We start from the raw sequence: 23,662 nt of genomic DNA, 5'->3' as shown, positions 1-23,662 counted from the left end.
GATTGTGCGAAAGGGTTGTACCTGGAGCAACGGGACGTGGCTCGGCAGCGGTTCAGGGCGTGGCGGGCGCCACGGCACGGGTCCTGTCGGACGGGAGGCCCGGACGGTTCCCGGAACCGCTCGATGGTGTCACCCGGGCGGCGTGTCCCTGGGCGGCGCCGTCGGATTCGGGTGTCGTAGGCGGGTCGGCTCGTCGGAGTCGATCCGTCGGAGCCGGCCCGTCGGGTTCGATCCGCCCGGATCGAACCGTCCGGGTCGAGCCCGTCCCGTCCGGAACGCCATCGGAGGCGCCGTCATGTCCACCACCGCCGTATTCGCCGTCGACGGCATGAGCTGCGGCCACTGCGAGAAGACGGTCAGCGCCGGGCTCGCCGTGCTCCCGGGCGTCACCGACGTCAGCGCCGACGCGCCGAGCGGCCGGGTCACCGTGGCCTCCGCGCAGCCGTTGGACGAGGGCCTGGTCCGCAGCGTGGTCGACGGGGCCGGGTTCACCTTCGTCGGGCGGGCCTGAGGGCGACGGCGGGGGCCGTCGGGTGTGTCGCCGACGGGCCCCCGCAACCGTGTCGCCGCTTCCGTGGTGCCGCTTCCGTGGTGCGGGCGGGGCTCAGCCCATGCTCTTCGCGCCGTCCAGGGACTCCCGGATGATGTCGGCGTGACCGGCGTGCTGGGCGGTCTCGTTGGCGACGTGCAGCAGCACCCGGCGGGCCGACCACTCGGCGTCCGCCTCGAACCAGGGGGCCTTCGGCAGCGGCTGGGTGGCGTCCAGGTCGGGGAGCTCGGCCACCAGCTCGTCGGTGCGGCGGGCCACCTCGGCGTAGGCCGCGAGGACACCGGCCAGCGTCTCGCCGGGCAGCATGCGGAACTCGTCCGCGCGGCGGGCGAGGTCCTCCTCGGTCCAGTTGGTGAAGTCGGGCATCGCCGACGGGCCCTGCACGATGAACTCCGCCCAGATCCGCTCGACGCTGGTCACGTGCTTGATCAGGCCGCCCAGGCAGAGCTCGCTGGCACAGGTCCGCAGGCCGGCCTGCTCGTCGGTGAGGTCGCGGGTGGTGAAGCGCAGGAAGTGCCGCTGCTTCTGCAGGGCCGTCAGGAGGTCGGCCCGCTCGCCGGTCAGCTCGGGGGTGGTGGGGGTCGTGGTCATCGTCATGGCCTTCCGTTCGGTTCCTTGCTCCCTCGGACAGGTACAACGCTACGGACCATTGCGGTCACTTCCTGTCCTGAATCCCGGGGAGAATCGACGGCATGGCGAACACCAGCACCCGGACGCTGCGACTGCTCTCCCTGCTCCAGACCCACCGCTACTGGCCGGGTGGGGAACTGGCCGACCGGCTCGGCGTCTCCGTCCGCACCCTGCGCCGCGACGTCGACCGGCTGCGCGAACTCGGCTACCCCGTCGAGGCGCAGCGCGGCGTGGACGGCGGCTACCAGTTGGCGGCGGGCGCGGCGCTGCCGCCGCTGGTGATCGACGACGAGGAGGCGGTGGCCCTCGCGGTGGGGCTGCAGGCGGCGGCCGAGAGCCCGGTGGAGGGGGTCGCCGAGGCCTCGGTGCGGGTGCTGGCGAAGGTCGTCCAGGTGATGCCCGCCCGGCTGCGGCGGCGGGTGGAGGCGCTGCGCGCGATGACCGTCCCGGTGGACTGGGGGACGCGGGCGGGCGCGGGCGTCGACCCGGACGTCCTGACGGTCGTGGCGCTCGCCTGCCGGGACGACGAGCGGGTGCGGTTCTCCTACACGGCCGCCGACGGGCGCGGTACGGAACGGCACGTCGAACCGCACCGGCTGGTCTGCCTGAACCGCCGCTGGTACCTGGTCGCGTACGACCTCGACCGGGCCGACTGGCGCAGTTTCCGCCTCGACCGCCTCACCGCGCCCTCCGGCAGCGGCGCCCGCTTCGCTCCGCGCGCCCTCCCGGCCACCGACGCGGTGGAGTTCGTCCGCGCGGGCCTCCACGGCATGCCCCGGCCGCACCAGGTGGAGGCCGTGATCGAGGCGTCAGCGGACCACGTCCGGGCCAGGGTCGGCCGCTGGGCCACCGTGGAGCCCGTCACCCCGCACCGCTGCCGGCTGCGGATGACCGCCGACTCGCTCGACTGGCCCGCCATGGCCCTGGGCTCGCTCGGTGCCGAGTTCCAGGTGCTCGCGCCGGACGCCCTCAGGAGCCTGCTCGCCGACTGGAGCGCCCGCTTCGCCCGCGCGTCGGGGGCGGGGGCGGGGGCGGAGTAGGGCGGAGCGGGAAGTCGGCCAGGCCGACTTCTGGTGTTCGGCGGCGCGCGGGGCCGGTTCGGCGGGTGGCGGTCAGGGGGCGATGGCGTCGAGGGTGGTGCGGAGGCGGGTGAGGACGGCGGGGAGGGTGGGGAGCGCGGGCGTGGCGAGGGCCAGGCGCAGGGCGTTGGGGTGGTGGGGGGTGGTGGCGAAGGCGTCGGCGGTGGAGATCAGGATGCCCTCGGCGGCCAGGGCGGCGGCCGCGTGGTCGGGGCGCTGATGGGGTTCGAGGGAGAGCCAGAGGATGTAGGAGGTGGGGTGGGCGGTGGTGGTCAGGCCGGCCAGGGCGGTGCGGGCGACGGCCTGGCGGGCGGCGGCGTCCGTGCGGCGCTCCCGTTCCAGGCGGGCGACCGTGCCGTCGGTGAGCCACCCGGTGGCGAGGGCGGTGATCAGGCCGGGGGCACCCCAGGCCGCCGTGCGCAGGGTGGTGGTGGCGGCCCTGAGCAGGTGGTCGGGCAGGACGGCGAAGCCGAACCGCAGGCCCGGTGCCACGCTCTTGGAGAGGCCGGCCACGTAGCAGGTGCGTCCGGGGGCCAGGGCCTGCAGCGGCGGAGGCGGCGCGGCCTCCAGGAAGGCGTAGGTGCCGTCCTCGATCAGGGTGAAGCCGTGGTCGGCGGCGAGTCGGACGAGGCGCTCGCGCTGCGCCGGGCCGAGCACCCAGCCGAGCGGGTTGTGGACGGTCGGCTGGGTGTACACCGCCCGTACCGGCCGGGCGCGGCAGAGCCGGTCGAGCGCGTCGAGGTCCGGGCCCGCCTCGGTGACCGGGACGGGGGCCAGGTCCAGCCCGTGGGCGGTGGCGAGCAGCTTGATGCCCGGGTAGCCGAGCGCGTCCACGGCGAGGACGTCCCCGGGGCGGGTGAGCGTGCGCAGCACGCAGTCCAGGGCCTGCTGCGCCCCGCTGGTGAGCAGGACGTTCTCGGGGGCGGTGTCGATCCCGCGGTCCAGCAGGTGGGTGGCCACCGCGGCCCGGTCGTGCCGGTGACCGCCCGGCGGGTGCTGGCGCAGCAGGGCCTCGGCGTCGCCGGAGGAGGCGAGCGCGCGCAGGGCCTGCCGCAGCTGGTCGCCCTGCCCGGGGGTGAGCGGCTGGTTGAAGGAGAGGTCGGCCACCCGGGGCACCGGGAGGGCGCGGGAGGGTTCGAGGCCGTCGTAGCCGGCGCGCAGCCGGACGAAGGTGCCACGGCCCTGTTCGCCCACCACCAGTCCGGCGGCGGCCAGTTCGGCGTAGACCCGGGTGGCGGTGGCGAGGGCGATCCGCCGCTCGCGGGCGAGGGTGCGGTGGGTCGGCAGCCGGGTGCCGGCCGGGAGCGCGCCGGAGCGGATGGCGCTCGCGTACTCGTCGACGATGGCCTTGTAGGAGGGCGGTCGCACGGGTCGGGTCACCTGCCGTTCCCGGGAGTGGAGGTGCGGGCGTGCACGGGGGTGCACGGGCGTGCACGGGCGTGTGCCCGAGTGTATCCAGGACAATAAGTGGATTGTCCTGGGCGGGTGTTCCTAGCCTCGTCACATCCAGCAGCGAGCAGGAACGGAGCACGCGCCCATGACCATCCGCAGCGAGCGGGACCGGCACGTCGTCACCCTCACCATCGACCGGGAGAAGAAGCTCAACGCGCTCGACTATCCGACGATCGACGCGCTGCTCGCCGAACTCGACCGGATCGACGCCGACGACACCGTCCGCGCCGTGATCCTCACCGGTGCCGGCGGCCGGGCGTTCAGCGCCGGTGCCGACATCCCGTCCCTGGCGGCCAGCATCGCGGGCGGTCCCGAGCGGGCGCTGCGCGAGTTCGTCCGGCGCGGGCACACCCTCACCCGGCGGATCGAGGAGTTCCCCAAGCCGGTCATCGTGGCCGTCAACGGCCTTGCCTACGGCGGTGGTTGTGAAATCACCGAGGCGGCGCCGCTGGCCGTCGCGGCCGAGCACGCGACCTTCGCCAAGCCGGAGATCTCGCTCGGCTTCCCGCCGCCCTTCGGTGGTTCGCAGCGGCTGCCGCGGCACGTCGGCCGCAAGCGCGGCCTGGAGATGATCCTCACCGGTGACCCGATCCCGGCCGCTCGCGCCGCCGGGATCGGCCTGGTCAACTCGGTCGTCCCGGCGGACGAACTGCTGGACTCGGCGCGGCACCTGGCCGAGCGGATCGTCCGTCACGCGCCGACGGCCGTGGCCGCCTGCCTGCGGGCCGTGACCAGGGGCATCAACCTGCCGATCGACGAGGGACTCGCGGTGGAGGCGGCGGCCTTCGCGGGGACCGTGCCGACCGACGGCGTTCGGGACGGCATCCGGCGCTTCCTGGAGCGCTCGTCCTCCGGCGCGGCCTCCTGAGGCGGCACCGGAAAAGCCGTTGCCGCGCTGCCCGGCTGCGCGGTGCCGGGCGGGTGCACTTCCTGGCCGCGCGGACACCGGACGGAGAGGTCGCGGCCTGGAGCGACCTCTACCTCGAACCGGACGTCGGGCTCGCCCAGTTGGAGGACCTGGTGACCGGCTCGCGGCACCGCGGCGCGGGGTACGGCGACACCCTGCTGGCGACCGGCCTGGCGCTGGCCGCCGAGGCCGGCATCCCCCGGCTGTTCCTGCTCGCGGACACGGCGGACTGGCCGCGCGCCTGGTACGGCCGCCGGGGCTTCACGGAGATCGGGTGCGGCCACTCCTTCTACGGCCGCTGAGCTTCGGCGGCCGCCGGGCGGCCCGGCTGCGGGCTGTCGCGCGGCGCACGCGCGGTGAGCGGACGGCGCTGGTGCGGTGAGCGGGGCGACGCTCGTGCGGTGGTCATCGGGTGGCACCGGTCATCATGGAGCGATGGACACCTACGAGCAACTCCCCGGCGACGTCAAGGTGATCGACACACCCACGCTCCTGCGGCTCGAGGAGCGGGCGGAAGGGCTCGGCCTCGACCGGCGGTCGGGCCGGGCGTGGGTGCGGGCCCGTGCCGATCCGCAGGGGCGGCACTGGCTTCGGCCGACGCTGTGGCATCCACCGGTCCACCGGCCGGAGCTGCCACGGCAGTTGCGCTGCGAGGTGGCGATCGCCGTCCTGGGCGGGGACCGCGTGCGCGGCCTGGTGGACGTCCTGCCGGAGGACTTCGCCCCTCTGCGGACGGCGACGTCCTGGGACAGGGTGTGGATGCCGCTCGGAGGTGTCCTGTCGGCCGGGGACGGGACGGCCCGGCCGGACGAGGGGTAGCGGCGGCCGGTCACACCCGGGCGCTCCCCTCCTCCGGTCCGACGGCCGGCGGGGTTCCGCGGCCGCAGTGGGCGGCGACGGTGTCGGCGAAGGCGCGGGCGAGCGGGCCGAGGTTGTCCCAGTCCCGGACGGCCCAGCCGGCGGTGAGGGCGGGCAGGTCGGGCAGCGGCAGCAGCCGCAGGCCGGGATGGCCGGGGCCCTGCCACTGCGGGAGGGCGGGGACGACGGCGTGGCCGAGGCCGAGTTCGGCGAGCAGGATCGCGGTGTCCCAGTCCGCGACGCTGGTGTCGAAGACCGGCCGGACTCCCGACTTCCCCAGCCAGGCCTCGACCTGGGAGCGGGAGACGGAGTTCTGCGGCAGCCCGATCAGCCGGGCGTCCTGGAGGTCGGCGGGCCCGATCCGGTCCCGGGCGGCGAGCGGGTCGCCCGCCGCGACCGCGAGCACCCAGGGCAGGTCGACCACCGGCCGCTGGTCGATGCCCCGGACCGGGACGCCGAGGGTGATCCAGGCGAGGTCGGCCCGGCCGGCGTTGAGCGACTCCAGGCAACTGCGGCTGGAGACCTCGGTCTGGAACTCCAGGCTGACCCGGGGGAAGCGGCGTCGGAAGTCCACCACGGCGGCGGACATGAAGTGCCGGATGCTGGTGGCCCCGGTGGTGATCCGTACGGATCCGCCCTCGCCGCGCGCGAGTTCGGCGATCCGGTGCAGCGCGTGGTCGATGCCGCCGAGCCCGGTGGCGACCGCCGCGCGCAGCAGGCTCCCCGCCTTGGTGGGGACGACCCCGCGCGGATGGCGCTCGATCAGGGCGACGCCGATCTCCCGTTCGAGCCGCTTCACGTGCTGGCTGACGGCGGACTGGGTGCAGCCGAGGTCGCGGGCGACGGCGCTGAGCGAGCCCGCCCGGCAGACGGCGGCGAAGACGCGGAGGTCGTCGATGGTCACGGAGGTCCAAGGTATCGCTTGGGGGTTCCCCAGTAAATCGGCGGATTGACTTGGGTGTTCCGTCGGATCGATCATCGATCCAGGGCCCAGGGCGGCAACCCGCCCGCTGTCCTCGTCGGCGTTCCGGACGCCGTGGCGGGGGCACGGGCGGGTGTCGACCCGCATTTCTGCAGGACGCGAGCACGCCGGTGCGCACTTGTGTGCACCTCGCTGTGCGAGAGCGGTGACAAGTGACGGAGGGGGAGCGGACATGCGGTACTCCGATGGTCCGGGTACGCAGTGCGAGGTGTTCGTCGGGGCACCGGTGGAGCGGGTGTGGGAGCTGGTGACGGACATCGGACTGCCGGCCCGGCTCAGCCCGGAGCTGCGGCGGGTCGCCTGGCTGGGCGGCGCGGACGCCCCCGCGGTGGGTGCCCGCTTCGAGGGGCACAACAGCCGCGCGGACATGCCCGACTGGCGCACGGTGTCCGAGGTGACGGAGCTGACCGGGTCGGATGACGGGACGGCCGACGGGCCGGGACCGGACGGGCCGGACGGCCGGTGTGTCTTCGCCTGGGGCGTGATGGACGTGGACGGCCGCTACGGCGAGCCGGTGTCCGACCTCGGTGGGGCACTGGCCCGGTGGCGCTTCGAGCTGACTCCCGAGAACGGCGGCACCCGGCTGCTCCAGTCGGTGGTGATCGGCCCGGGCCGCAGCGGCGCCAGCCTGGTCATCGACGCCAAGCCGGAGCTGGAGGAGCGGATCGTCGACTTCCGGCTGAACGAGCTGCGCACCGGCATGACGACCACACTCGAAGGCATCAAGTCACTGGCCGAGCAGGAGCGCTGACCCCGTCCGGCCGCCCGGTCCGCCGCTCTCGGGCCGGGAACCGGGCGGCCGGCACCACGGGCACGTCCACCGGGCCGTGCCGTCCGCACGGAAGGAACGGTGACGTGGCACGCGTGAACGGGGCGGGCTCCGAGGTCATCTGGACGGGAAAGCTCGGCCGGCTGCTCGCCGTGGTGCGCGAGGCGGACGGTGAGCGGATCCTGCACATCGACGACTGGTCCACGGTGGTGGACGACCGGACCGAGATCCGCCACACCGGCCTGGTGCGCTGCCGCCTCACCGTCAACCGGCCGGGACAGCCACCGGTCGAGTTCCGCTACCGGCTGTCGTGGCTGGTCCCGGTGATGATCCTCCTGGATCCCACCTATGACCGGTGGGACGCCGAGCAGGACGATCCAGGCCTGCTGCTGGTCGAACTGCTGGGCGGAACGGACGAATGGGAGTAGCCGATCCGCGGGGGCCGACCGTCAGCCGGCCGCCCGGCCGCCCGGCCGCCCGGGCACCGGGGCGACGCAGCGCCTCGGCGACGGTGCGGAAGCCGCGGCGCTCGGCGTGGGCGCGGGCGGTGACGCCGTCGGCGTCGGGGAGGTGCGGGTCGGCGCCGTGGGCGAGCAGGAGGTCCACGATCGCCTGGTGGGCCGGGCCGCCGTCGCGGGCGTTCGGCGGCGTCGGCGGGGTGGCCGTCCTGGTCGGGCGGAACGGATGACGGCCGGGTCGTCCGATCGGACGACCCGGCCGTCGGCGTTCGGCGGGAGAGTGGAGAGCCGGTCGTCAGGGCGGTGCGACCGTCACCAGGAGACCGGGTAGCGGACCGGGTGCCCGCCGATGCGGCCGGGCAGCAGACCGATGGCGACCAGCAGCACGGTGGCCAGCACGAGCAGCGGGAGGAAGGGAAGCGGACGCGGTGCCTGGAGCACCACGATCACGGCAGTGGCCGCGGCCGGGGAGTGTGAGAGGTGGGTGAGCATCATCGCGCCCAGCGAGAGCCCGGCGGCCACGGCCGCGCCCCAGGTGGTGCTGCCGGTGACGGCCAGGGTGGCGAAGCCGATCAGGGCCGACATCAGCTGACCGCCGACCAGGTTGCGCGGCTGCGAGATCGGCAGCCCGGGCGCGCCGTGCACCAGCGCGGCGCTGGCGGCCAACGGCGGGATCAGCAGCGGCTGGTCGAGCAGTACTCCCACCCCGACCAGCAGGAGCAGGGCGCCGATGGCGAAGACGGTGGCCCGCAGGACGTGCAGCGGGTGCGGTCGGGGTGTGGCGGCGGGCGGTGGCGTGGGCATGCGTGAGCGACTCCGGACAGGGAACGGGGACCCGGAGATGATAAACAGACTGTTGAATGAAACGTAGGATGTTTTGCCTGTCGGACGGAATCCGTCCAGGCAGCCGGACCACCTCGGGAACCAGAACGAGAGCGAGCAGCCCATGACCACGCCTTCCGTCACCGTCTTCCGGGACGTCCGCCCGCACGGTGCCGAGCGGGCCGTCGACCTGATCGCCGTGGACGGCCTGCTGGCCGAGCGGGTGCCGGACGGGGTGGTGCCCGAGCTGGTCGAGGGCGGCGGCCGGATCGCGCTGCCGACCCTGGTGGACGCGCACATCCACCCCGACAAGACCGCGTGGGGCGAGCCCTGGTACAGCCGGCGCCCGGCCGGCTCGCTGCCCGAGTACGTCCAGGGCGACGTCGACCTGCACCGGCACCAGCGCACCCCGATCGCCGACCGGGCCCTCCGGCTGCTGACCCACGCCGTCACCCGCGGCACCCGCGCCGTGCGGGCCCACGTGGACGTGGCGCCCGCGTTCGGCCTGGACGGGGTGACCGCGCTCGCCGAGGTGCGCGAGCGGCTGGCCGGCGTGCTGGACGTCCAGGTGGTGGCCTTCCCGCAGCACGGGGTCCGGCGGATGCCCGGCGCGGGCGCGCTGCTCGCGGAGGCGGCGGCGAGCGGACTGGTCGACGCCATCGGCGGCATCGACCCGGCGGGCTTCGACGGCGTCCCGGCCGATGGCACCGACGGCGAGGGGCCCGCCCAGCTGGAGCTGCTGTTCGGCCTGGCCGAACAGCACGGACTGCGCCTCGACATCCACCTGCACGACCGGGGCGAGCGCGGCCTCGGACCGATCCGCGACATCGCCGCGCGGACCAGGGCGGCCGGACTGTCCGGACGGGTGGTCGTCAGCCACGCCTTCTGCGTCCCCGAGCTGGTCGGCGCCCCGCTCGCCGACCTCGCCGACGAGCTGGCCGAATCCGGCGTCGGCCTCACCACCGTGGCGCCCTCGGCCCACCAGGTGCTGCCGTTCCGCGAGCTGCGGGCGCACGGGGTGCGGGTCGGGCTCGGCTCGGACGGGGTGCGCGACTCCTGGAGCCCGTTCGGCAACGCCGACATGCTGCACCGCACCCATCTGCTCGGCTGGACCACCGACGCCCGCACCGACGAGCAGCTGGCCGACTGCTTCGCCGTGGCGGCCGACGGCGGCGCCGAACTGCTGGACCTGCCGGCCGCCACGCTGGAGGCCGGCTCGCCCGCCGACTTCATGCTGGTCACGGGCGAGTGCCTGCCGCAGGTCGTCGTCGACCTGCCGACGCGCGAACTGGTGGTCCGCGCGGGCCGGGTGGTGGCACGGGACGGGCGGTTCACGGGCTGAGCGGCGACGAGGGGCGGCGCCGGCCGGCCCGCGCGGCGACCGCTGACACCGTCTAGAGGCGGCGGGCCGCGCTGGTCTCGTGGAGGTGGACCAGCGCGTCGTAGGCCGGACCGATCGCCAGACGCGGCAGCGGGTCGTTGCGGAACCGCGTTCCGGCGTCGTAGGTCGGTCGGGCGGTGTCCAGCCAGGCGCGGGTGGCCGGCGGGGCGGAGCGCAGGTCGACGTAGTAGTCGCGGGGACGGACCCGGTCGAGGACGTACTCGTTCATGCCGACGGTGGCCGGGGGCACGGTGACCTCCTTCCAGTCGGGCGCGAACGGGGCGTCCTTGGTGAGGAACGAACCGCGGCCGAAGGTGAGACCGATGGCGACGTAGTCCGCGCCGAGGGCGTCGCGCAGGTACTCGCCCTGGGTCCTGGGGTAGAGCTCGGGATCGGTGCTCCGGTACCCGACATGGCCGTTGTGCGCGGACAGCAGCACCTTCCCGCCGGTGCGACGCTGCCACCAGAGGGTGTTGTCGGTCATCGCCTGGTCTCGGAGGTTCTGCATCGCGGCCAGGTCGGCGGTGTCCTCCAGGTTCACGGCGCTGAAGGCGAAGGTCCTGGCGATGCTCCGGGCGTTCTGCACGGCCCAGGCGTACGCCTCGTCGTTCTCGCCCCTGGCGGCGGTGACCAGCTCCAGCGTCCGCTGCGCCACGGCGGCGTTCTGCCGGCGTTCGGCGAGCGGACGCGTGGTGAGGTAGCCGATGGCGTCGTCGAACGGGCGCAGGACGGCGTACAGCTGTTCCAGCAGCGGCAGCGACCCGGGGGCGGCCTCGCGCACGTAGGCGGTCACCCGGTCGAAGAGCCGGTCGTCGATGGCGGGGAAGTCCAGGTCGTTGCCGAGGAAGTGGACCGGGCGCCGCGGGTGTTCACGGTTGTGGTCGCGCATCCACTGGATCAGGTCGGCGAACTCCCGGCGCTCCCAGGGCGAGCTGCCCATCGTCTCCTTCACGAGCTGCCGGGCGTCACCGCCGGTGCGGCCCTGGACGTATTCGTCGATCCGCAGACCACCGGACCAGCTCGCCTCCAGGGCGAAGGCGGTGAATCCCTTCTCCTCGACGAGGTGGCGCAGCACCCGCTGCTTCATGGTGAAGAACTCGTGCGCGCCGTGCGTGGCCTCACCGAGCCCCACCACCGCAGCGCCACCGATCATCGCGTCCAGCGGCCGCAGGTCGGTGCTGCTGCCGGTGGGTTCCGTGGACCGCAGGGGATGGGAGAGGGTGTTCAGTTCGCGGACCACCGTGGAGATCTGACGGGAGGTTCCATTCGTGCTCTCCGGCTGATCGGCGCTCCCCGGCCGGTCCGCGTGGGCCGCGGGGACGAGCAGGGTGGAGGTCACGGCGGCCGCCGTGGCGGTCAGCAGGGCGCGTCGGCCGATGCGCTTGCCGCGGTCCTCGCTGCGTTCGGTCATGTCGGGCTGCTCCTCGGTTCCTCGACCCGTGGACCCGTGGACGCGTCGACCCGTGGACGCGTCGACCCGTCGATGCGATGGGTCGACGAGTCGATGAGTCAGGGAGTCGGTTCAGTCGGTTCGACGGGTGTGATGGGCTCGCCGACGAGTGTCGGTCAACGAATCGTCGATCACCGAGGGGCAGCGACGCGCTGGGGAATGCCACCGGATCCGGCCGGGGGACAACCCCCGGGTGGCCCCGCGAACCGGCCGGGTGGGGCGGAACGCGGGACCACCGTACGGAGAACGGACGCGGAAGACGACGGAAGGCGGGGGCTGTGTGGTTCAGGACGAGTGGACGAACTGCTGGAAGCAGGCGACGTCGTACTGGGACGGTGCGCCGGCGTTGCTGTACGCCTGGCCGCCCTGGCCACCGTTCGGCTGGCTGCCGAAGCCCGGCTCGTCGAAGGGGGAACCGGGGGAGGAAGCGGAGTGGCCCGGGGCCTGTCCGCCGGCCGCCAGGAAGTCCTGGCAGGTCTGGTTCGGTGGCCCAGGCTGGTTCGGGGTGGGGTTCGCGAACGCGGCGGACGCGCCACCCAGGCAGAGGAGTCCGGCGAGCAGCCCGGTGGCTGCGGTGCGGAGCATCATGCCTCCTCGGTCGAGCACGTGCGCGGGACCGGGCGGTCCCGCGTCCCCCCGACCAGGGGTACGCGGCGGGGCCGGCGGGCGTTCAGGCCGTCGGCCCGGTGCGGGGCCCGGTCCAGAGTGGGGCGGACCGGTGGGTGGCACGGCGCGGGTGGCCGCTGGGGATGGCGTCGGGCCGGTTCGGCCGGTTCGGGGCAGCGGGTGGGACCGGGCGGCCAAAGGAAACGGCAAGGAGAGCCGATCTCCCTGCCACTATCAAGCCATAGCGTCACCCGGGGCTTGCGGCAAGGCCCCCGTGGTGCCGCAGAATCCCGACCGTAAGGCCATGACCTGCGGAAACGGGAGTCGTGAAATGCGCGTGTTGATGACGACGTGGGGATCGCGCGGGGATGTCGAGCCGCTGGCCGGGCTGGCGACGGCGTTGCGGGGGCTCGGTGCGGAGGTAAGGGTGTGCGCGCCGCCGGACGAGGAGTTCGCGGCCCTGCTGGCGCGGGTCGGGGTGCCGTTGGTGCCGCTCGGCCCGTCGGTGCGCTCGGTGGTCGCCGGGCCGAAGCCGCCGACCGCGGAGGACGCGTTCCGGCTGGCCCGTGAGCTGGTCGCCGCGAGGTTCGAGACGCTGACGGCGGCGGCCGAGGGCTGCGACGTGGTGCTGGCGACCGGCCTGATGCCGGCCGGGGCGCGGGACGTCGCGGAGAAGCTCGGCCTGCGCTACGTGTTGGCCTGCTTCCACATCCTCGGACTGCCCTCGAGGCACTTCCGGCCCGGGCGGCGGCCGGGCACGCCGTCCCCGCAGGACGAGACCGACTACCGGAAGCTCTGGGAGCAGGACGCCCAACGGGTCGACGCGCTGTACGGGGAGGCGCTCAACAGCCACCGGGCGGCCATCGGTCTGCCGCCGGTGGAGAACGTTCGCGACCACGTCTTCACCGAGCGGCCGTGGCTGGCGGCGGACCCGACGCTCTGCCCGTCGGAGGGCATGACGGAACTCGACGTGGTGCCGACCGGGGCGTGGATCCTGCCCGACGACCGCCCGCTCCCGGCCGACCTGGAGGAGTTCCTCGCCGCCGGTGAGCCGCCCGTGCACGTCGGCTTCGGCAGCATGGCCGCGTACGCCCCGGAGGACATCGCTCGGGTGGCCGTCGAAGCGAGCCGCGCGCACGGTCGCCGGGTGCTGCTCGCCCGCGGCTGGGTCGGGCTCGCCCCGATCGACGACCGGGAGGACTGCCATGTCGTCGGCGAGGTGAACCAGCAGGTCCTGTTCCGCAGGGTGGCCGCCGTCGTCCACCACGGCGGCGCCGGCACCACGACGACCGCGGCCGTGGCGGGCGTGCCCCAGGTGGTCGTCCCACTGATCGCCGACCAGCCGTACTGGGCCGCCAGGGTCGCCGAGTTGGGCATCGGCGCGGCCCACCTCGACCGTACGCCGACCGTCGACTCGCTCTCCGCCGCGCTCGGCACGGCCCTGGCGCCCGAGACCCGGGCACGGGCGGGGGCCGTGGCCGGCGGCATCCGCACCGACGGTGCGACGGTGGCCGCGAAGCTGCTGTTCGCAGCGGTGGGCCGGCAGGTGCCGGACGTGTCCGGGTGAGTGTTCGGGGAGCCAGGGCCGCGCAGGTTGCGGGTGAACGGCGGCGCGGGCCAGGTGAGTTCATGGCCGGATCGGCCTCCTTCCGATCGATCAGGGGTGGTTGTCGGCCCGCGCACGGCCGGTTCCGGCATCGATGCGGCGACCGGCGACCGGGTGTCGGCAGGGTCGGTTAGGGTGCCCACGGGAGCGCCCGGTCACCGCAGGCCATGCGCGAGGGGAGGGTGGCATGACCGACGGTACGCACGGGGGAGTGGGGCAGGACGGCGACGGCATTCAGTGGCTCGTGGAGATCGGCCGGCCGGCCACGGGCCGACCGTCAACGGGTCGACTGTCAGCGGGCGGACGGTTCACGAGCGGACGGTCAGCGGGCGGGCGGTCAACGAGCGGACCCGACACGGGCGGTGAGGTCGGCGGCGTCGTCTTCGCCCGGGAGATCACGCCCGAGGAACTCGCCCGTCGGATGGGCGCCGACCCGGCCACCGCGACCGAGCCGATCAGCGACACCGAGATCCGGGGTCTGGACATCGAGGTCTACCGCCCCGGTGACGACGGCGACGGCGTGATCCGGGTCGGCGAGTGCGCCGGCTGGTCGTTCGCGATCGAGTACGGCGACTCCACCGGCGGCGAACTGCTCATCGAGATAGCGCGCGACGGCGTGGAGGTGGTGCACTTCCGCCCGATGCCGGAGCAGCGCCCGGCCCTGCTCGACTACGCCCGGGACGGCGCCGTGCTGTGCGGCTTCGGCCTCGGTGAGGAGCGCTGGCGCTGGGGCCAGGAGCCGGACCTGCTGGTGCCGGACCTGGTCGCCGCCAAAGTCCTGGAGGCCGACGGCGTGACCTCCTGCGACCCCGGGCGGGAGCCCGACGGGGCCGCCCGCAGCCGCACCCTCGGCGCCGTCGAACGCCGCTTCGGACTGAGCCTGCCCCGGGCCGCCCTCGGCGGGCTGCGCCTGCCGGCGTACGCGGTGCGGGGAACCCCGGGCATGGCGCTGACCTGAGACGGTGCGCCGGCGACCCGTGGGGCCCGTGGCCCGCGAAGCGTTGACGCAGGCGCGGAGGAGGACGCAGCCGACAGCGGGCACGGCGAACGCCAGGACCGGGAGCGGCAGGAACGGGAGCGACGGGACCGGTAGGACCGGGAACGACGGGACCGGGGACGACGGGACCGGGGACGACGGGACCGGGGACGACGGGGCCGGGGACGACGGGAACAGGGACGACGAGAACAGGGCGGTCACGGGAGGGCTCCTTTCCGGGCCCCACCGCGAGGCCTCGATGGCCGCAATCCTTGCGCGCCGTCTGCTCCTCGCACATGTGCCGATCGGGAGGTCCCCGGGGTACAACCCCTGGTGAGACCCTGCCGATCGGCAGGGTCTAGCGGCGGTCGGGCCACGCCAACCGGTCCTTCACCCGGTCGGCCGGTGGCAGCCGGTTCGGCGCACGCCCCCTTCCAGGGGACTCCACGGGGCATCGGCGGCGTCCGGCCCCTAGGGTCTGTGGTGCGTCGACGAACCGAGCGCCGGGTGCCCGGCCAACCCGAGAGGTGGACCCACCCCATGCACACCGTCGTCCGCGGCGCCGGAGCGTTCGGCCTGACCGCCCTGTTGCTCACCGTCGCCACCGGCTGCCAGGGCGGCGGCTCCTCCACCGCCGAGCCCGCGCCCACCTCCGCGGCCGTCGGCACGGGGGCGGGGACCGGCGCCGCCACCGGACCGGCCGCCCAACAGCTGGACTGGCACGCCTGCTCCGCCCCCAGTGACGCCCAGGGCACCGGCACCGCGCCCGCCGGCGACGAGTGGCAGTGCGCCACCCTCAAGGCCCCGCTGGACCACGGCAAGCCCGACGGTGCGACGATCGACCTCGCGCTGATCCGCAGCCGGGCCAAGGACGAGCAGCACCGGATCGGCTCGCTGCTGTTCAACTTCGGCGGCCCCGGAGCCTCCGGAGTGGCCACCCTGCCCGCCCTCGCCGCAAGCTACAGCTCCCTCAACTCCCGCTACGACCTGGTGAGTTTCGACCCGCGCGGGGTCGGTGCCAGCGCCGGGGTGGCGTGCCTGGACGACCGGGCGATGGACGCCGCCACCGCCGCCGACGGCACCCCCGAGACCCCCGAGGCGGTGAAGGTGCTGGACGACGGCAACGCCCGCTTCGTCGCCGCCTGCGAGCACAACTCCGGCGCGGTGCTGCCGTTCGTGGACACCGAGAGCGCCGCGCGCGACATGGACCTGATGCGGCAGGCGCTGGGAGACGAGAAGCTCTCCTACTTCGGCATCAGCTACGGCACCCAGCTCGGCGGCGTCTACGCGCACCTGTTCCCGCAGCAGGTCGGACGGGTGGTGCTGGACTCGGTGGTCGATCCGACCAAGGACCCGCAGCAGTCCGCGCTCGGCCAGGCCCAGGGCTTCCAGCTCGCCCTCGGCGACTTCATGAAGGCCTGCGCCGCCCAGGCCGGGGCCGCCTGCCCGACCGGCTCGGGCGGCGACGACGGCACCGCGAAGGTCGCCGCGCTGGTGGAGAAGCTGGCGCGGTCGCCGCTGCCCACCAAGCAGGGGCGGCAGCTCACCGAGAGCCTGGCCGTCACCGGCATCGCGGGCGCCCTGTACAGCCAGGAGACCTGGCCCGTGCTGGCCACCGGGCTCACCGAGGCGATGGAGCTGGGGACCGGCGACACGCTGCTCCAGCTCGCCGACGCGCTGAACGGACGCGACGCGCAGGGACACTACAGCAACCTGAACGCCGCGAACCGGGCGATCAGCTGCGTGGACGCCCGGCAGCGCTACTCCGACCAGGACGTGCAACAGCAGCTGCCGCAGTTCCGTGCCGCCTCCCCGGTGTTCGGTTCGTTCACCGCCTGGGGCCTGACCGGCTGCACCGGCTGGCCCGTCCCCGGCAAGGCCGCCCACCCGGAGGTCTCCGCGCCGGGCGCCGCCCCGGTCCTGGTGGTCGGCACCACCGGCGACCCGGCCACCCCGGTGGAGGGCGCCCGTACGATGGCGCAGCAGCTCGGCGCGGGCGTCGGCGTCACCGTCACGCTGCAGGGCGAGGGGCACGGCGGCTACAACACCGGCAACCCCTGCCTGAAGCAGACCGTGGACGCCTACCTCCTGGACGGCACGGTGCCGGCGGACGGGACGACCTGCGGCTGAGCGGCCGGGCGGGCAGGCGGGCGGCTGAGTGATGGGAAAGTGGCCCACTGTGATGGCCGTCGATTGGCTCTGGAGAGTGGGCCACTCGGACACTAGTCTCTCCGGTGTGACGAATGATCTGACGAACGATGTGACGAACGATGTGACGACCAGCGCGGCCCACCAGCACCTCGACCAGCAGCTCGACAGCGACCCCCGGACCGGCAACGGCCACCGCGCCGACGGCGACACCGTCAAGGTCGACTTCTACTTCGACCCCATCTGCCCCTTCGCCTGGATAACCTCCCGGTGGATCCTGGAGGTCGATCGGCAGCGCCAACTCGACCTGAACTTCCGGGTGATGAGCCTGTCCGTCCTCAACGAGGGCCGCGCCGACCTGCCCGAGCGCTACCAGCGCCTGATGACGACCGGCTGGGGCCCCGTGCGGGTCTGCATCGCCGCCGCCGAACAGCACGGCCCGCAGGTGCTGCGCGAGTTGTACACGGAGCTCGGCACCCGGCTGCACGACCAGGACCGGGCGGCCGACGACGCCGTCATCCGGGAGGCGCTCGTGGCGGCCGGCCTGCCGGAGGAACTGGCCGAGGCGGCGAACAGCACCGCGTACGACGAGGCCCTGCGCAAGAGCCACCACGAGGGCATGGACCCGGTCGGCGAGGAGGTCGGCACGCCGACCATCCACGTGGACGGCGTCGCCTTCTTCGGCCCAGTGCTGAGCGCCATCCCGCGCGGTGAGGACGCCGTACGGGTCTTCGACGGCGTGCGGCTGCTGGCCGGGTACCCGAAGTTCTTCGAGCTCAAGCGGACCCGGACGGGCGGGCTCGACTTCTCCTGAACCGGCCCGCCCCGGCCCGGCCGCCCCGCCCGGCCAGTTCGCCCCGCCCGGCCAGTCCGTCCCGACCGACGGCCCGTCCCGACCGACGGCCCGTCAGCCCCGGCGCCGCTGCTTGATCCTGATCGGCCCCGAGCGGGGGTGGCCGATCACGGTCAGGGTCGGGGCGCCGGGCTCCGCCTGCGCGGAGGCCTTGTTGACGATGTTTCCGGTGTTGGTGCTCGACGGGTCGATCCGTACGCCCCAACCGCGCGGGACGATCAGCCGGATGTGACCCAGGCCGGTCGACGCCGTCACGGTGATCTCCTCGTGGGGGCACACGGCCTCGGTGAAGTCGACCGTGAGCAGCGAGATCTTGGTCTCCGCGACGATCCGGCGGGGCACGGACCACCGGCCGCCCTGCACCATGTTGTTCATCCGGGGCCGGAGTACGAGGACCTCCTCCGCCGCGGACTGCTCCCGGGTCTTCGCCCGGCCGCCGAGGTCCGCCACCAGGGCGTCGAGTTCGCGGTACGTCCGCGCGGCGTAGGCCTGCTCGAGCCGCTCCTCCAACTCCCCGAGGTCGATGCGGCCGTCGCCGGCGGCTACCCGCAGCTGCTCGGCCACCGCCTCCCGGTCGCTGTCCCCGGCCCGGGCTTCCACGGCGGCCCCGGGCGTCCTACGTGTGGCTGGCAGTTCCTCGTTGACCATGTGGCTACTCTAGGTCACGAAGCGCCCAGCGTGGCGACTTGATCGCCAACTCCCGGTGCTCGGAGGGATCTTGAGCACACCGAAAGGAGCTGCTGAAGGAGTGGCTGAAGGGGCGGTCGAGGGCCGACCGAGGGGTGGTCGAGAGCAGGATCGAGCGCAGGGCCGAGAGCGTGGCCGGACGAACGCGTCGCCTGGGCGGTGGACGCGTCGCCCGGCGGGCTTCCCCGGGCGCCCGCGATCGCCCCGCGCCCGGGCGGCCGCGCCGGCCTTCGGCGAGCGCGTTCCGGCGTCGCGGGCCGGGGTGCCGAGAGGGTCGTTCTCGCCCGAGTGGACCGCTGCCACCAGCTTCGGGCTCCCGTCCGGGGCCGGACCGTCCGACCATGGAGGGGCGGAGGCTGTTCGGCCCCCCGAGAGGCGGTGAGCGTGGATGATCGTACGAATCCGACTGCGTGCTGCCCGTCACCCCGTGACCCCGCCCGGTCCCGGTTCCGGCCCCGTCTCCGCTTCCGGCCCCGACCCGCGCCCGAAGCAGAGCTGGGGCCAACCCCGGGGCCCGAGCCAGGGGCCGGACCCCGGCCAGGGCCGCAACCAGGGCCGCAACCAGGGCCAAGGCCCCGGCCAGGGCCGGAACCAGGGCCCCGGCGGCCCGGCCAAGCCTCCGCCACCCTCGTGGCGCCGCTGGCTGCTGCCCGTCGCCGTGCTGGTCACGCTGCTCCTGCTGGTGCTCTTCTCCTCCAATCCCGGCAAGCCCGGCGCCCGCTACGGCTACTCCGACTTCGTGAGCCGGGTCGACGCCGGACAGGTGCAGACCGTGGACGTCAGCGACACCGGCGGGGTGAGCGGCACGCTCAAGGACGGCACCCACTTCACCAGCCAGATCCCCACCGCCCTGGACACCTCCCAGCTCAGCAGCGCGCTCGCCGAGCACAACGTGACCGTGACCGGCAGCCGGGCCAGCAGCGGCGGCTCGATCTTGTCGACCCTGTTGCTGTTCCTGCCGCTGCTGATCTTCGGTGCGCTCTTCCTCTGGTCCGGCCGGATGGCCGCCCGCTCGCTGGGCGGCGGCCTGAGCGCCATCGGCCGGTCCCGGGCCAAGATCATCGAGGCCGAACGGCCGAACACCGGGTTCGCCGATGTGGCCGGGTACGAGGGCGTGAAGCAGGAGGTCAGTGAGGTGGTCGACTTCCTGCGCAGTCCGGAGCGGTACGCCGCCGTCGGGGCCAAGGGGCCACGTGGGGTGATCATGGTCGGGCCGCCCGGCACCGGCAAGACCCTGCTCGCCCGGGCGGTCGCCGGCGAGGCCTCGGTGCCCTTCCTCTCGGTGACCGGCTCCGGCTTCGTCGAGATGTTCGTCGGCGTCGGCGCCTCCCGGGTCCGCGACCTCTTCGAGGACGCCCGCAAACGCGCGCCGTCGATCATCTTCATCGACGAGATCGACGCCGTCGGCGGCCGCCGTGCGGGCGGCACCCGGATCGGCGGCAACGACGAGCGCGAGCAGACCCTGAACCAGCTGCTCGCCGAGATGGACGGCTTCGACCAGAGCACCGGCATCGTCGTCATCGCCGCCACCAACCGCCCCGACGCCCTCGACCCGGCCCTGCTGCGCCCGGGCCGCTTCGACCGGCAGGTCACCGTCCCGCTGCCCAACCAGGCCGAGCGGGCCGCCATCCTCGTCGTGCACTCCCGCGGCAAGACCCTCGCCCCGGACGTCGACCTCGGACGGCTCGCCCGCGGCACCCCCGGCTTCTCCGGCGCCGACCTCGCCAACCTGGTCAACGAGGCCGCGATCAACGCCGTGCGCGCCGAGCGGGCCACCCTCACCGCCGACGACCTCGACGCCGCCCGCGACCGGGTGCTGCTCGGCCGCCGGGAGTCCTCCAACGCACTGCTGCCCGAGGAACGGCACGCCGTCGCGGTGCACGAGTCCGGACACGCGCTGATGGCCGCGCTGTGCGAGCGCGCCGACCCGGTCGCCAAGGTGACCATCCTCCCGGCCGGCGTCGCCCTCGGCGCCACCCAGCAGCTGCCCGAGGCCGAGCGGCACCTGTACAGCGAGGGCTACCTGACCGACCTGCTCACCGTCCAGCTCGGCGGCCGCGCGGCGGAGCTGGTGGTCTTCGGCGAAGGCTCCACGGGCGCCGCCAACGACCTCGCCAACGCCACCTCGGTCGCCACCCGGATGGTCCGCGAGTTCGGCCTCTCCCCGGAACTCGGACCGGTCGGCTACTCCAGCGGCACCCCGCACTACCTCGGCGACAACCCCGAGGACCTGCTGCGCCGCCCGTACTCCGAGCAGACCCAGCGCGCCGTGGACGAGGCCGTGGCAGGCCTGCTGCGCGGGGCCGAGCGGCGCGCCCTCGACCTGCTCACCGAGCACCGGCACCACCTGGACGAGCTGGCGGCGCTGCTGGTCGCCCAGGAGACGGTGGACGGCGCGGTGGTGCTCGACATCCTGGCGCACCCGGCGCCGGGCGCCGAGCGGCCGCTCTCGCTGCGGAAGGCGGACGGGCCGGCGGAGGTGCCAGGGCAGGCGGAGGTGGCAGGGCCAGCGGAGGTGCCAGGGCAGGCGGAGGTGCCAGGGCCGGCGGACACGGACGGGCCGACGGAGGCCGAGGGGCCCGGGGCGACAGAGGGGCCGGCGGAACCGGGGGAGACCCCCCGCCCGTGACGGCCGCGTCGCCGGTGGTCGTATCCTCGTGACCGCGTCACCCACCACCGTCCCGAGGAGTCGGAATGACCGAGCCCCTGCCCGCCGACGTCCAGCGGGAGATCGCCCGTGCCCTCGGGGTCGTGCCCGTGCCGGACCCCGCGAAGGAGGCCGAGCGCAGGGTGGAGTTCCTGGCCGACCAGGTGCGGGCCACCGGCGCGCGCAGCCTGGTGCTGGGCATCAGCGGCGGCGTCGACTCCACCACCGCCGGACGGCTCTGCCAGCTCGCCGTCGAGCGGCTGCGGGCCGAGGGCCGCCAGGTGACCTTCACCGCGATGCGGCTGCCGTACGGCGTCCAGGCGGACGAGGCGGACGCCCAGCTCGCGCTCGGCTTCATCCGCGCCGACGAGGTGCTGACCGTGGACGTCAAGCCCGCCACCGACGGCGCGATCGCCGCCCTGAAGGCCGCCGGCCTGACCTACACCGACCACGGCCACGAGGACTTCGTCGGTGGCAACGTCAAGGCCCGCCAGCGGATGGTGGTCCAGTACGCGGCGGCGGGCGCCAAGGGCGGGCTGGTCGTCGGCACCGACCACGCGGCCGAGGCCGCCGTCGGCTTCTTCACCAAGTTCGGCGACGGCGCGGCCGACGTGATGCCGCTGTCCGGCCTGACCAAGCGCCAGGTGCGGGCGATCGCCGAGGCGCTGGGCGCGCCGGCCGAGCTGGTCAAGAAGGTCCCGACCGCCGACCTGGAGAACCTCGCCCCCGGCCGCCCCGACGAGGACGCCCTCGGCGTCAGCTACGACGCCCTGGACGACTTCCTGGAGGGCCGACCGGTCAGCGACGAGGTCTTCCGCACCGTCCTCGGCCACTACCGCCGCACCGAGCACAAGCGCAACCTGCCGGTCGTCCCGCCGGTGGCATGACCGACCCGGCCGAGCGCGCCGCCGGCGCCGTCCTCGGAGCCGCCGTGGGCGACGCCCTCGGAGCTCCGTACGAGTTCGGTCCGGCCGGCGCCTTCTCCGCCCGCTTCCCGGACACCCCGGGTGACCTGGTCGCGGGCGGGGGCTGGGCCCGGGGCGAGGCCACCGACGACACCCAGATGGCCGTCCTGGTCGCCGAGTCCCTGATCGAGCGGGGCGGCCCGGACCTTCCGGACGTCTTCGACCGGTTCCGTCGCTGGGCCGCCGCCGAGCCCAGTGACATCGGTATCCAGACCGAAGCCGTCCTCACCAGCGGCCTGCCCTGGGACCTCGCCGCCGCCGTCCACTTCAACACCACGCTGCGCGCCGCCGGCAACGGCGCCCTGATGCGGGCCTCGACCTCCGCCGTCGCGTTCGCCCGCGCCGGGCGGCAGGCCACCATGGACGCGGCCCGGCGCATCGCGGCGCTGACCCACGGCGACCGGGCCGCCTGGGAGGGCACGGCGATCTTCCACGAGCTCGTCCGGCTCGCGCTCCACGGCGCGGACCCGCTGGCCGAACTCCCCGCCGTCCTCGCCCACGTCGATGCCGACGATCGTGAGCGCTACGCCGCCGTCCTCGCCCCGGACTGGCACCCGGAGCGCGCCACCGAGGCCAACGGCGCGGTCTGGCCCTGCCTCGGCTCGGCGGTCTGGGCGCTGCGCACCACCGACGGCTTCGAGCAGGCGCTGCGCGCCGCGATCGACCTCGGCGGGGACACCGACACCGTGGCCGCCGTCACCGGTGGCCTGGCCGGGGCCCGGTACGGGCTGGCGGCGATCCCGGAACGCTGGACCGAGCCGCTGCACGTGAGCCTTCCCGGCTTCGGCGGCCGGGTGCTGCGCGCGGCCGAACTGGTCGACCTGGCAAGGAGGTTGACGGACGGGGAGGTCGGGTGACGCCGATCAGGGGGAGCCGGGCGTTCTTCAGCACGGCCGGGAACGCGATGCCCGGGAGCAGCGGCATCAGCAGCCGGCAGAGGAAAGTGCCGAGCATCGCCCGGCGGGGTGGGAGTGCCACCATGGGCGGGCGCGGCCCGATCCGGGGTCGGCACGACCGGTGTGCGGCCGGTCGACGAGCGGGGGCGGAGTGATGACGGTGGATCGGCTCGCGGTGGTGTCCGGTGGCGGTACGGGGATCGGCCGGGCGATCGCCGCGCGGCTGGCCGGGGACGGGCACCGGGTGGTGATCCTGGGCCGCAGGCCGGCCGTGCTGGAGCAGGCCCGGGAGGAGATCGAGCGGGCCGCCGGCCCGGGACGGATCGTGCCGGTCGCGGCCGATCCGACCGACCCGGCGGCGGTGGAGGCGGCCGCGGCCCGGATCGCCGGACTCGGGCCGGTGGACGTGCTGGTGAACAACGCGGGTGCGATCGTCACCCCGCCGGTCGACGGCACTCTGGCCGCGCTGGCCGCTTCCTGGCGGCGGGACCTGGACGGCAACCTCCTGACCGCCGTGCTGCTGACCACCGCGCTCCAGGACGGGATGCGCCGTCCCGGCGGCCGCCTGGTGGTGGTCAGTTCGGCCGCGGCCCAGCGCGGTGGCGCGGGCCCGCACTCGGCGGGGTCGTACGCCGCCGCCAAGGCGGCCCTGCACGGCTGGGCGTTCGGTCTGGCCCGGCAGTTGGGGCCGGACGGGATCACGGTCAACGTGCTCGCGCCCGGCTACATCGAGGACACCGAGATCTTCGGGGACGGCTGGAGCGAGGAGTTCCACGCGCGGAAGGTCGCGGACACCCTGGTCGGGCGGGCGGGCACCCCGGCCGACGTGGCCGAGGCGGTCGCCTACCTCGCCTCCCCGGCCGCCGGGTACCTGACCGGCCAGGTGATCGGGCTCAACGGCGGTGCGGTGCTGGGGCGTTGAGTCACATCGCCGCCGAGT

23 protein-coding genes are annotated in these 23,662 nt (G+C 74.4%); 16 read left to right on the top strand and 7 right to left on the bottom strand.

Features of this window, described 5'->3' with window-relative positions:
* Positions 1 to 295: 295 nt before the first annotated feature.
* Positions 296 to 511, top strand: coding sequence for a heavy-metal-associated domain-containing protein (locus ABZ449_RS19410; protein WP_360347165.1), 216 nt, complete (start codon positions 296 to 298; stop codon positions 509 to 511).
* 93 nt (positions 512 to 604) lie between these two features.
* Here the strand turns inward: ABZ449_RS19410 and ABZ449_RS19405 are convergent, their stop codons facing one another.
* Positions 605 to 1,147 (bottom strand): DinB family protein, encoded by a 543-nt coding sequence (locus ABZ449_RS19405; protein ID WP_360347163.1) that lies wholly within the window; start codon positions 1,145 to 1,147, stop codon positions 605 to 607.
* 95 nt (positions 1,148 to 1,242) lie between these two features.
* Between ABZ449_RS19405 and ABZ449_RS19400 the strand changes: the two genes are divergently transcribed.
* Positions 1,243 to 2,220 (top strand): YafY family protein, encoded by a 978-nt coding sequence (locus ABZ449_RS19400; RefSeq protein ID WP_360347161.1) that lies wholly within the window; start codon positions 1,243 to 1,245, stop codon positions 2,218 to 2,220.
* Positions 2,221 to 2,292: 72 nt separating this feature from the next.
* Here the strand turns inward: ABZ449_RS19400 and ABZ449_RS19395 are convergent, their stop codons facing one another.
* Complete coding sequence (locus ABZ449_RS19395; protein ID WP_360347159.1) at positions 2,293 to 3,639, bottom strand: PLP-dependent aminotransferase family protein; 1,347 nt, start codon at positions 3,637 to 3,639, stop codon at positions 2,293 to 2,295.
* 157 nt (positions 3,640 to 3,796) lie between these two features.
* Here ABZ449_RS19395 and ABZ449_RS19390 point away from each other — a divergent pair, with 157 nt between their 5' ends.
* From ABZ449_RS19390 to ABZ449_RS19380, 3 genes are all read left to right on the top strand, one after another.
* Positions 3,797 to 4,579: a crotonase/enoyl-CoA hydratase family protein gene (locus tag ABZ449_RS19390; protein WP_360347157.1), complete on the top strand. Its 783-nt coding sequence runs from the start codon at positions 3,797 to 3,799 to the stop codon at positions 4,577 to 4,579.
* 53 nt (positions 4,580 to 4,632) lie between these two features.
* Positions 4,633 to 4,920 carry a GNAT family N-acetyltransferase gene (locus ABZ449_RS19385; RefSeq protein ID WP_360347155.1) on the top strand — a complete coding sequence of 96 codons (288 nt, stop codon included), beginning with the start codon at positions 4,633 to 4,635 and terminating at the stop codon, positions 4,918 to 4,920.
* Between the two features lie 133 nt (positions 4,921 to 5,053).
* Positions 5,054 to 5,437, top strand: a complete 384-nt coding sequence (locus ABZ449_RS19380) for a hypothetical protein (protein WP_360347153.1) — start codon at positions 5,054 to 5,056, stop codon at positions 5,435 to 5,437.
* A gap of 10 nt (positions 5,438 to 5,447) precedes the next feature.
* Here the strand turns inward: ABZ449_RS19380 and ABZ449_RS19375 are convergent, their stop codons facing one another.
* A complete protein-coding gene (locus ABZ449_RS19375; protein ID WP_360347151.1) occupies positions 5,448 to 6,380 on the bottom strand; it encodes a LysR family transcriptional regulator in 933 nt (310 codons plus the stop codon).
* A 250-nt stretch (positions 6,381 to 6,630) separates the two neighbouring features.
* On the opposite strand from ABZ449_RS19375, the gene ABZ449_RS19370 reads away from it, so the two are divergent.
* Together ABZ449_RS19370 and ABZ449_RS19365 are read left to right on the top strand one after the other, a co-directional pair.
* Positions 6,631 to 7,209 (top strand): SRPBCC family protein, encoded by a 579-nt coding sequence (locus ABZ449_RS19370; protein WP_360347149.1) that lies wholly within the window; start codon positions 6,631 to 6,633, stop codon positions 7,207 to 7,209.
* 104 nt (positions 7,210 to 7,313) lie between these two features.
* The gene (locus ABZ449_RS19365; protein WP_360347147.1) at positions 7,314 to 7,655 is read left to right on the top strand and encodes a hypothetical protein; all 342 of its coding nucleotides are present in this window, start codon (positions 7,314 to 7,316) and stop codon (positions 7,653 to 7,655) included.
* Positions 7,656 to 7,997: 342 nt separating this feature from the next.
* Here the strand turns inward: ABZ449_RS19365 and ABZ449_RS19360 are convergent, their stop codons facing one another.
* On the bottom strand, positions 7,998 to 8,489 hold the full coding sequence (locus ABZ449_RS19360) for an HPP family protein (RefSeq protein ID WP_360347145.1): 492 nt from the start codon (positions 8,487 to 8,489) through the stop codon (positions 7,998 to 8,000).
* Positions 8,490 to 8,631: 142 nt separating this feature from the next.
* Here ABZ449_RS19360 and ABZ449_RS19355 point away from each other — a divergent pair, with 142 nt between their 5' ends.
* On the top strand, positions 8,632 to 9,849 hold the full coding sequence (locus tag ABZ449_RS19355; protein ID WP_360347143.1) for an amidohydrolase: 1,218 nt from the start codon (positions 8,632 to 8,634) through the stop codon (positions 9,847 to 9,849).
* Between the two features lie 52 nt (positions 9,850 to 9,901).
* On the opposite strand, the gene ABZ449_RS19350 is transcribed toward ABZ449_RS19355, so the two are convergent.
* Both ABZ449_RS19350 and ABZ449_RS19345 read right to left on the bottom strand, forming a co-directional pair.
* Entirely contained in the window at positions 9,902 to 11,299 is a 1,398-nt protein-coding gene (locus ABZ449_RS19350) for an erythromycin esterase family protein (RefSeq protein ID WP_360347141.1), read from the bottom strand.
* A gap of 324 nt (positions 11,300 to 11,623) precedes the next feature.
* Entirely contained in the window at positions 11,624 to 11,926 is a 303-nt protein-coding gene (locus ABZ449_RS19345) for a hypothetical protein (RefSeq protein ID WP_360347139.1), read from the bottom strand.
* Positions 11,927 to 12,275: 349 nt separating this feature from the next.
* Between ABZ449_RS19345 and ABZ449_RS19340 the strand changes: the two genes are divergently transcribed.
* From ABZ449_RS19340 to ABZ449_RS19325, 4 genes are all read left to right on the top strand, one after another.
* Entirely contained in the window at positions 12,276 to 13,511 is a 1,236-nt protein-coding gene (locus ABZ449_RS19340) for a glycosyltransferase (protein WP_360347137.1), read from the top strand.
* Positions 13,512 to 13,944: 433 nt separating this feature from the next.
* Positions 13,945 to 14,508 carry a DUF6461 domain-containing protein gene (locus ABZ449_RS19335; RefSeq protein ID WP_360347204.1) on the top strand — a complete coding sequence of 188 codons (564 nt, stop codon included), beginning with the start codon at positions 13,945 to 13,947 and terminating at the stop codon, positions 14,506 to 14,508.
* 558 nt (positions 14,509 to 15,066) lie between these two features.
* On the top strand, positions 15,067 to 16,656 hold the full coding sequence (locus ABZ449_RS19330; protein WP_360347135.1) for an alpha/beta hydrolase: 1,590 nt from the start codon (positions 15,067 to 15,069) through the stop codon (positions 16,654 to 16,656).
* Positions 16,657 to 16,915: 259 nt separating this feature from the next.
* Positions 16,916 to 17,488: a DsbA family protein gene (locus ABZ449_RS19325; protein WP_360347202.1), complete on the top strand. Its 573-nt coding sequence runs from the start codon at positions 16,916 to 16,918 to the stop codon at positions 17,486 to 17,488.
* A gap of 93 nt (positions 17,489 to 17,581) precedes the next feature.
* Here the strand turns inward: ABZ449_RS19325 and ABZ449_RS19320 are convergent, their stop codons facing one another.
* The gene (locus tag ABZ449_RS19320; protein ID WP_360347133.1) at positions 17,582 to 18,175 is read right to left on the bottom strand and encodes a DUF1707 domain-containing protein; all 594 of its coding nucleotides are present in this window, start codon (positions 18,173 to 18,175) and stop codon (positions 17,582 to 17,584) included.
* A 466-nt stretch (positions 18,176 to 18,641) separates the two neighbouring features.
* Here ABZ449_RS19320 and ftsH point away from each other — a divergent pair, with 466 nt between their 5' ends.
* The 4 genes from ftsH to ABZ449_RS19300 all read left to right on the top strand — a co-directional run bounded on the left by ftsH (position 18,642) and on the right by ABZ449_RS19300 (position 23,644).
* The gene (gene ftsH, locus ABZ449_RS19315) at positions 18,642 to 20,843 is read left to right on the top strand and encodes an ATP-dependent zinc metalloprotease FtsH (RefSeq protein WP_360347131.1); all 2,202 of its coding nucleotides are present in this window, start codon (positions 18,642 to 18,644) and stop codon (positions 20,841 to 20,843) included.
* A gap of 65 nt (positions 20,844 to 20,908) precedes the next feature.
* The gene (gene nadE / locus ABZ449_RS19310) at positions 20,909 to 21,748 is read left to right on the top strand and encodes an ammonia-dependent NAD(+) synthetase (RefSeq protein WP_360347129.1); all 840 of its coding nucleotides are present in this window, start codon (positions 20,909 to 20,911) and stop codon (positions 21,746 to 21,748) included.
* A complete protein-coding gene (locus ABZ449_RS19305; protein WP_360347127.1) occupies positions 21,745 to 22,683 on the top strand; it encodes an ADP-ribosylglycohydrolase family protein in 939 nt (312 codons plus the stop codon). Before nadE ends, ABZ449_RS19305 begins: the two co-directional genes overlap by 4 nt.
* A gap of 193 nt (positions 22,684 to 22,876) precedes the next feature.
* On the top strand, positions 22,877 to 23,644 hold the full coding sequence (locus tag ABZ449_RS19300) for an SDR family oxidoreductase (protein ID WP_360347125.1): 768 nt from the start codon (positions 22,877 to 22,879) through the stop codon (positions 23,642 to 23,644).
* Positions 23,645 to 23,662 lie beyond the last annotated feature (18 nt).

It is taken from the genome of Kitasatospora sp. NPDC005856 (assembly GCF_040629945.1).
Lineage (GTDB): Bacteria > Actinomycetota > Actinomycetes > Streptomycetales > Streptomycetaceae > Kitasatospora.
This window is presented reverse-complemented; position numbering and strand designations above follow the sequence as displayed.

Bases quoted from the DNA above. Each gene is read 5' to 3' on its own strand.
- ABZ449_RS19410 (WP_360347165.1), top strand. From the start codon at position 296: ATGTCCACCACCGCCGTATTCGCCGTCGACGGCATGAGCTGCGGCCAC.
- ABZ449_RS19405 (WP_360347163.1), bottom strand. From the start codon at position 1,147: ATGACGATGACCACGACCCCCACCACCCCCGAGCTGACCGGCGAGCGG.
- ABZ449_RS19400 (WP_360347161.1), top strand. From the start codon at position 1,243: ATGGCGAACACCAGCACCCGGACGCTGCGACTGCTCTCCCTGCTCCAG.
- ABZ449_RS19390 (WP_360347157.1), top strand. From the start codon at position 3,797: ATGACCATCCGCAGCGAGCGGGACCGGCACGTCGTCACCCTCACCATC.
- ABZ449_RS19380 (WP_360347153.1), top strand. From the start codon at position 5,054: ATGGACACCTACGAGCAACTCCCCGGCGACGTCAAGGTGATCGACACA.
- ABZ449_RS19370 (WP_360347149.1), top strand. From the start codon at position 6,631: ATGCGGTACTCCGATGGTCCGGGTACGCAGTGCGAGGTGTTCGTCGGG.
- ABZ449_RS19360 (WP_360347145.1), bottom strand. From the start codon at position 8,489: ATGCCCACGCCACCGCCCGCCGCCACACCCCGACCGCACCCGCTGCAC.
- ABZ449_RS19355 (WP_360347143.1), top strand. From the start codon at position 8,632: ATGACCACGCCTTCCGTCACCGTCTTCCGGGACGTCCGCCCGCACGGT.
- ABZ449_RS19350 (WP_360347141.1), bottom strand. From the start codon at position 11,299: ATGACCGAACGCAGCGAGGACCGCGGCAAGCGCATCGGCCGACGCGCC.
- ABZ449_RS19345 (WP_360347139.1), bottom strand. From the start codon at position 11,926: ATGATGCTCCGCACCGCAGCCACCGGGCTGCTCGCCGGACTCCTCTGC.
- ABZ449_RS19340 (WP_360347137.1), top strand. From the start codon at position 12,276: ATGCGCGTGTTGATGACGACGTGGGGATCGCGCGGGGATGTCGAGCCG.
- ABZ449_RS19330 (WP_360347135.1), top strand. From the start codon at position 15,067: ATGCACACCGTCGTCCGCGGCGCCGGAGCGTTCGGCCTGACCGCCCTG.
- ABZ449_RS19320 (WP_360347133.1), bottom strand. From the start codon at position 18,175: ATGGTCAACGAGGAACTGCCAGCCACACGTAGGACGCCCGGGGCCGCC.
- nadE (WP_360347129.1), top strand. From the start codon at position 20,909: ATGACCGAGCCCCTGCCCGCCGACGTCCAGCGGGAGATCGCCCGTGCC.
- ABZ449_RS19305 (WP_360347127.1), top strand. From the start codon at position 21,745: ATGACCGACCCGGCCGAGCGCGCCGCCGGCGCCGTCCTCGGAGCCGCC.
- ABZ449_RS19300 (WP_360347125.1), top strand. From the start codon at position 22,877: ATGACGGTGGATCGGCTCGCGGTGGTGTCCGGTGGCGGTACGGGGATC.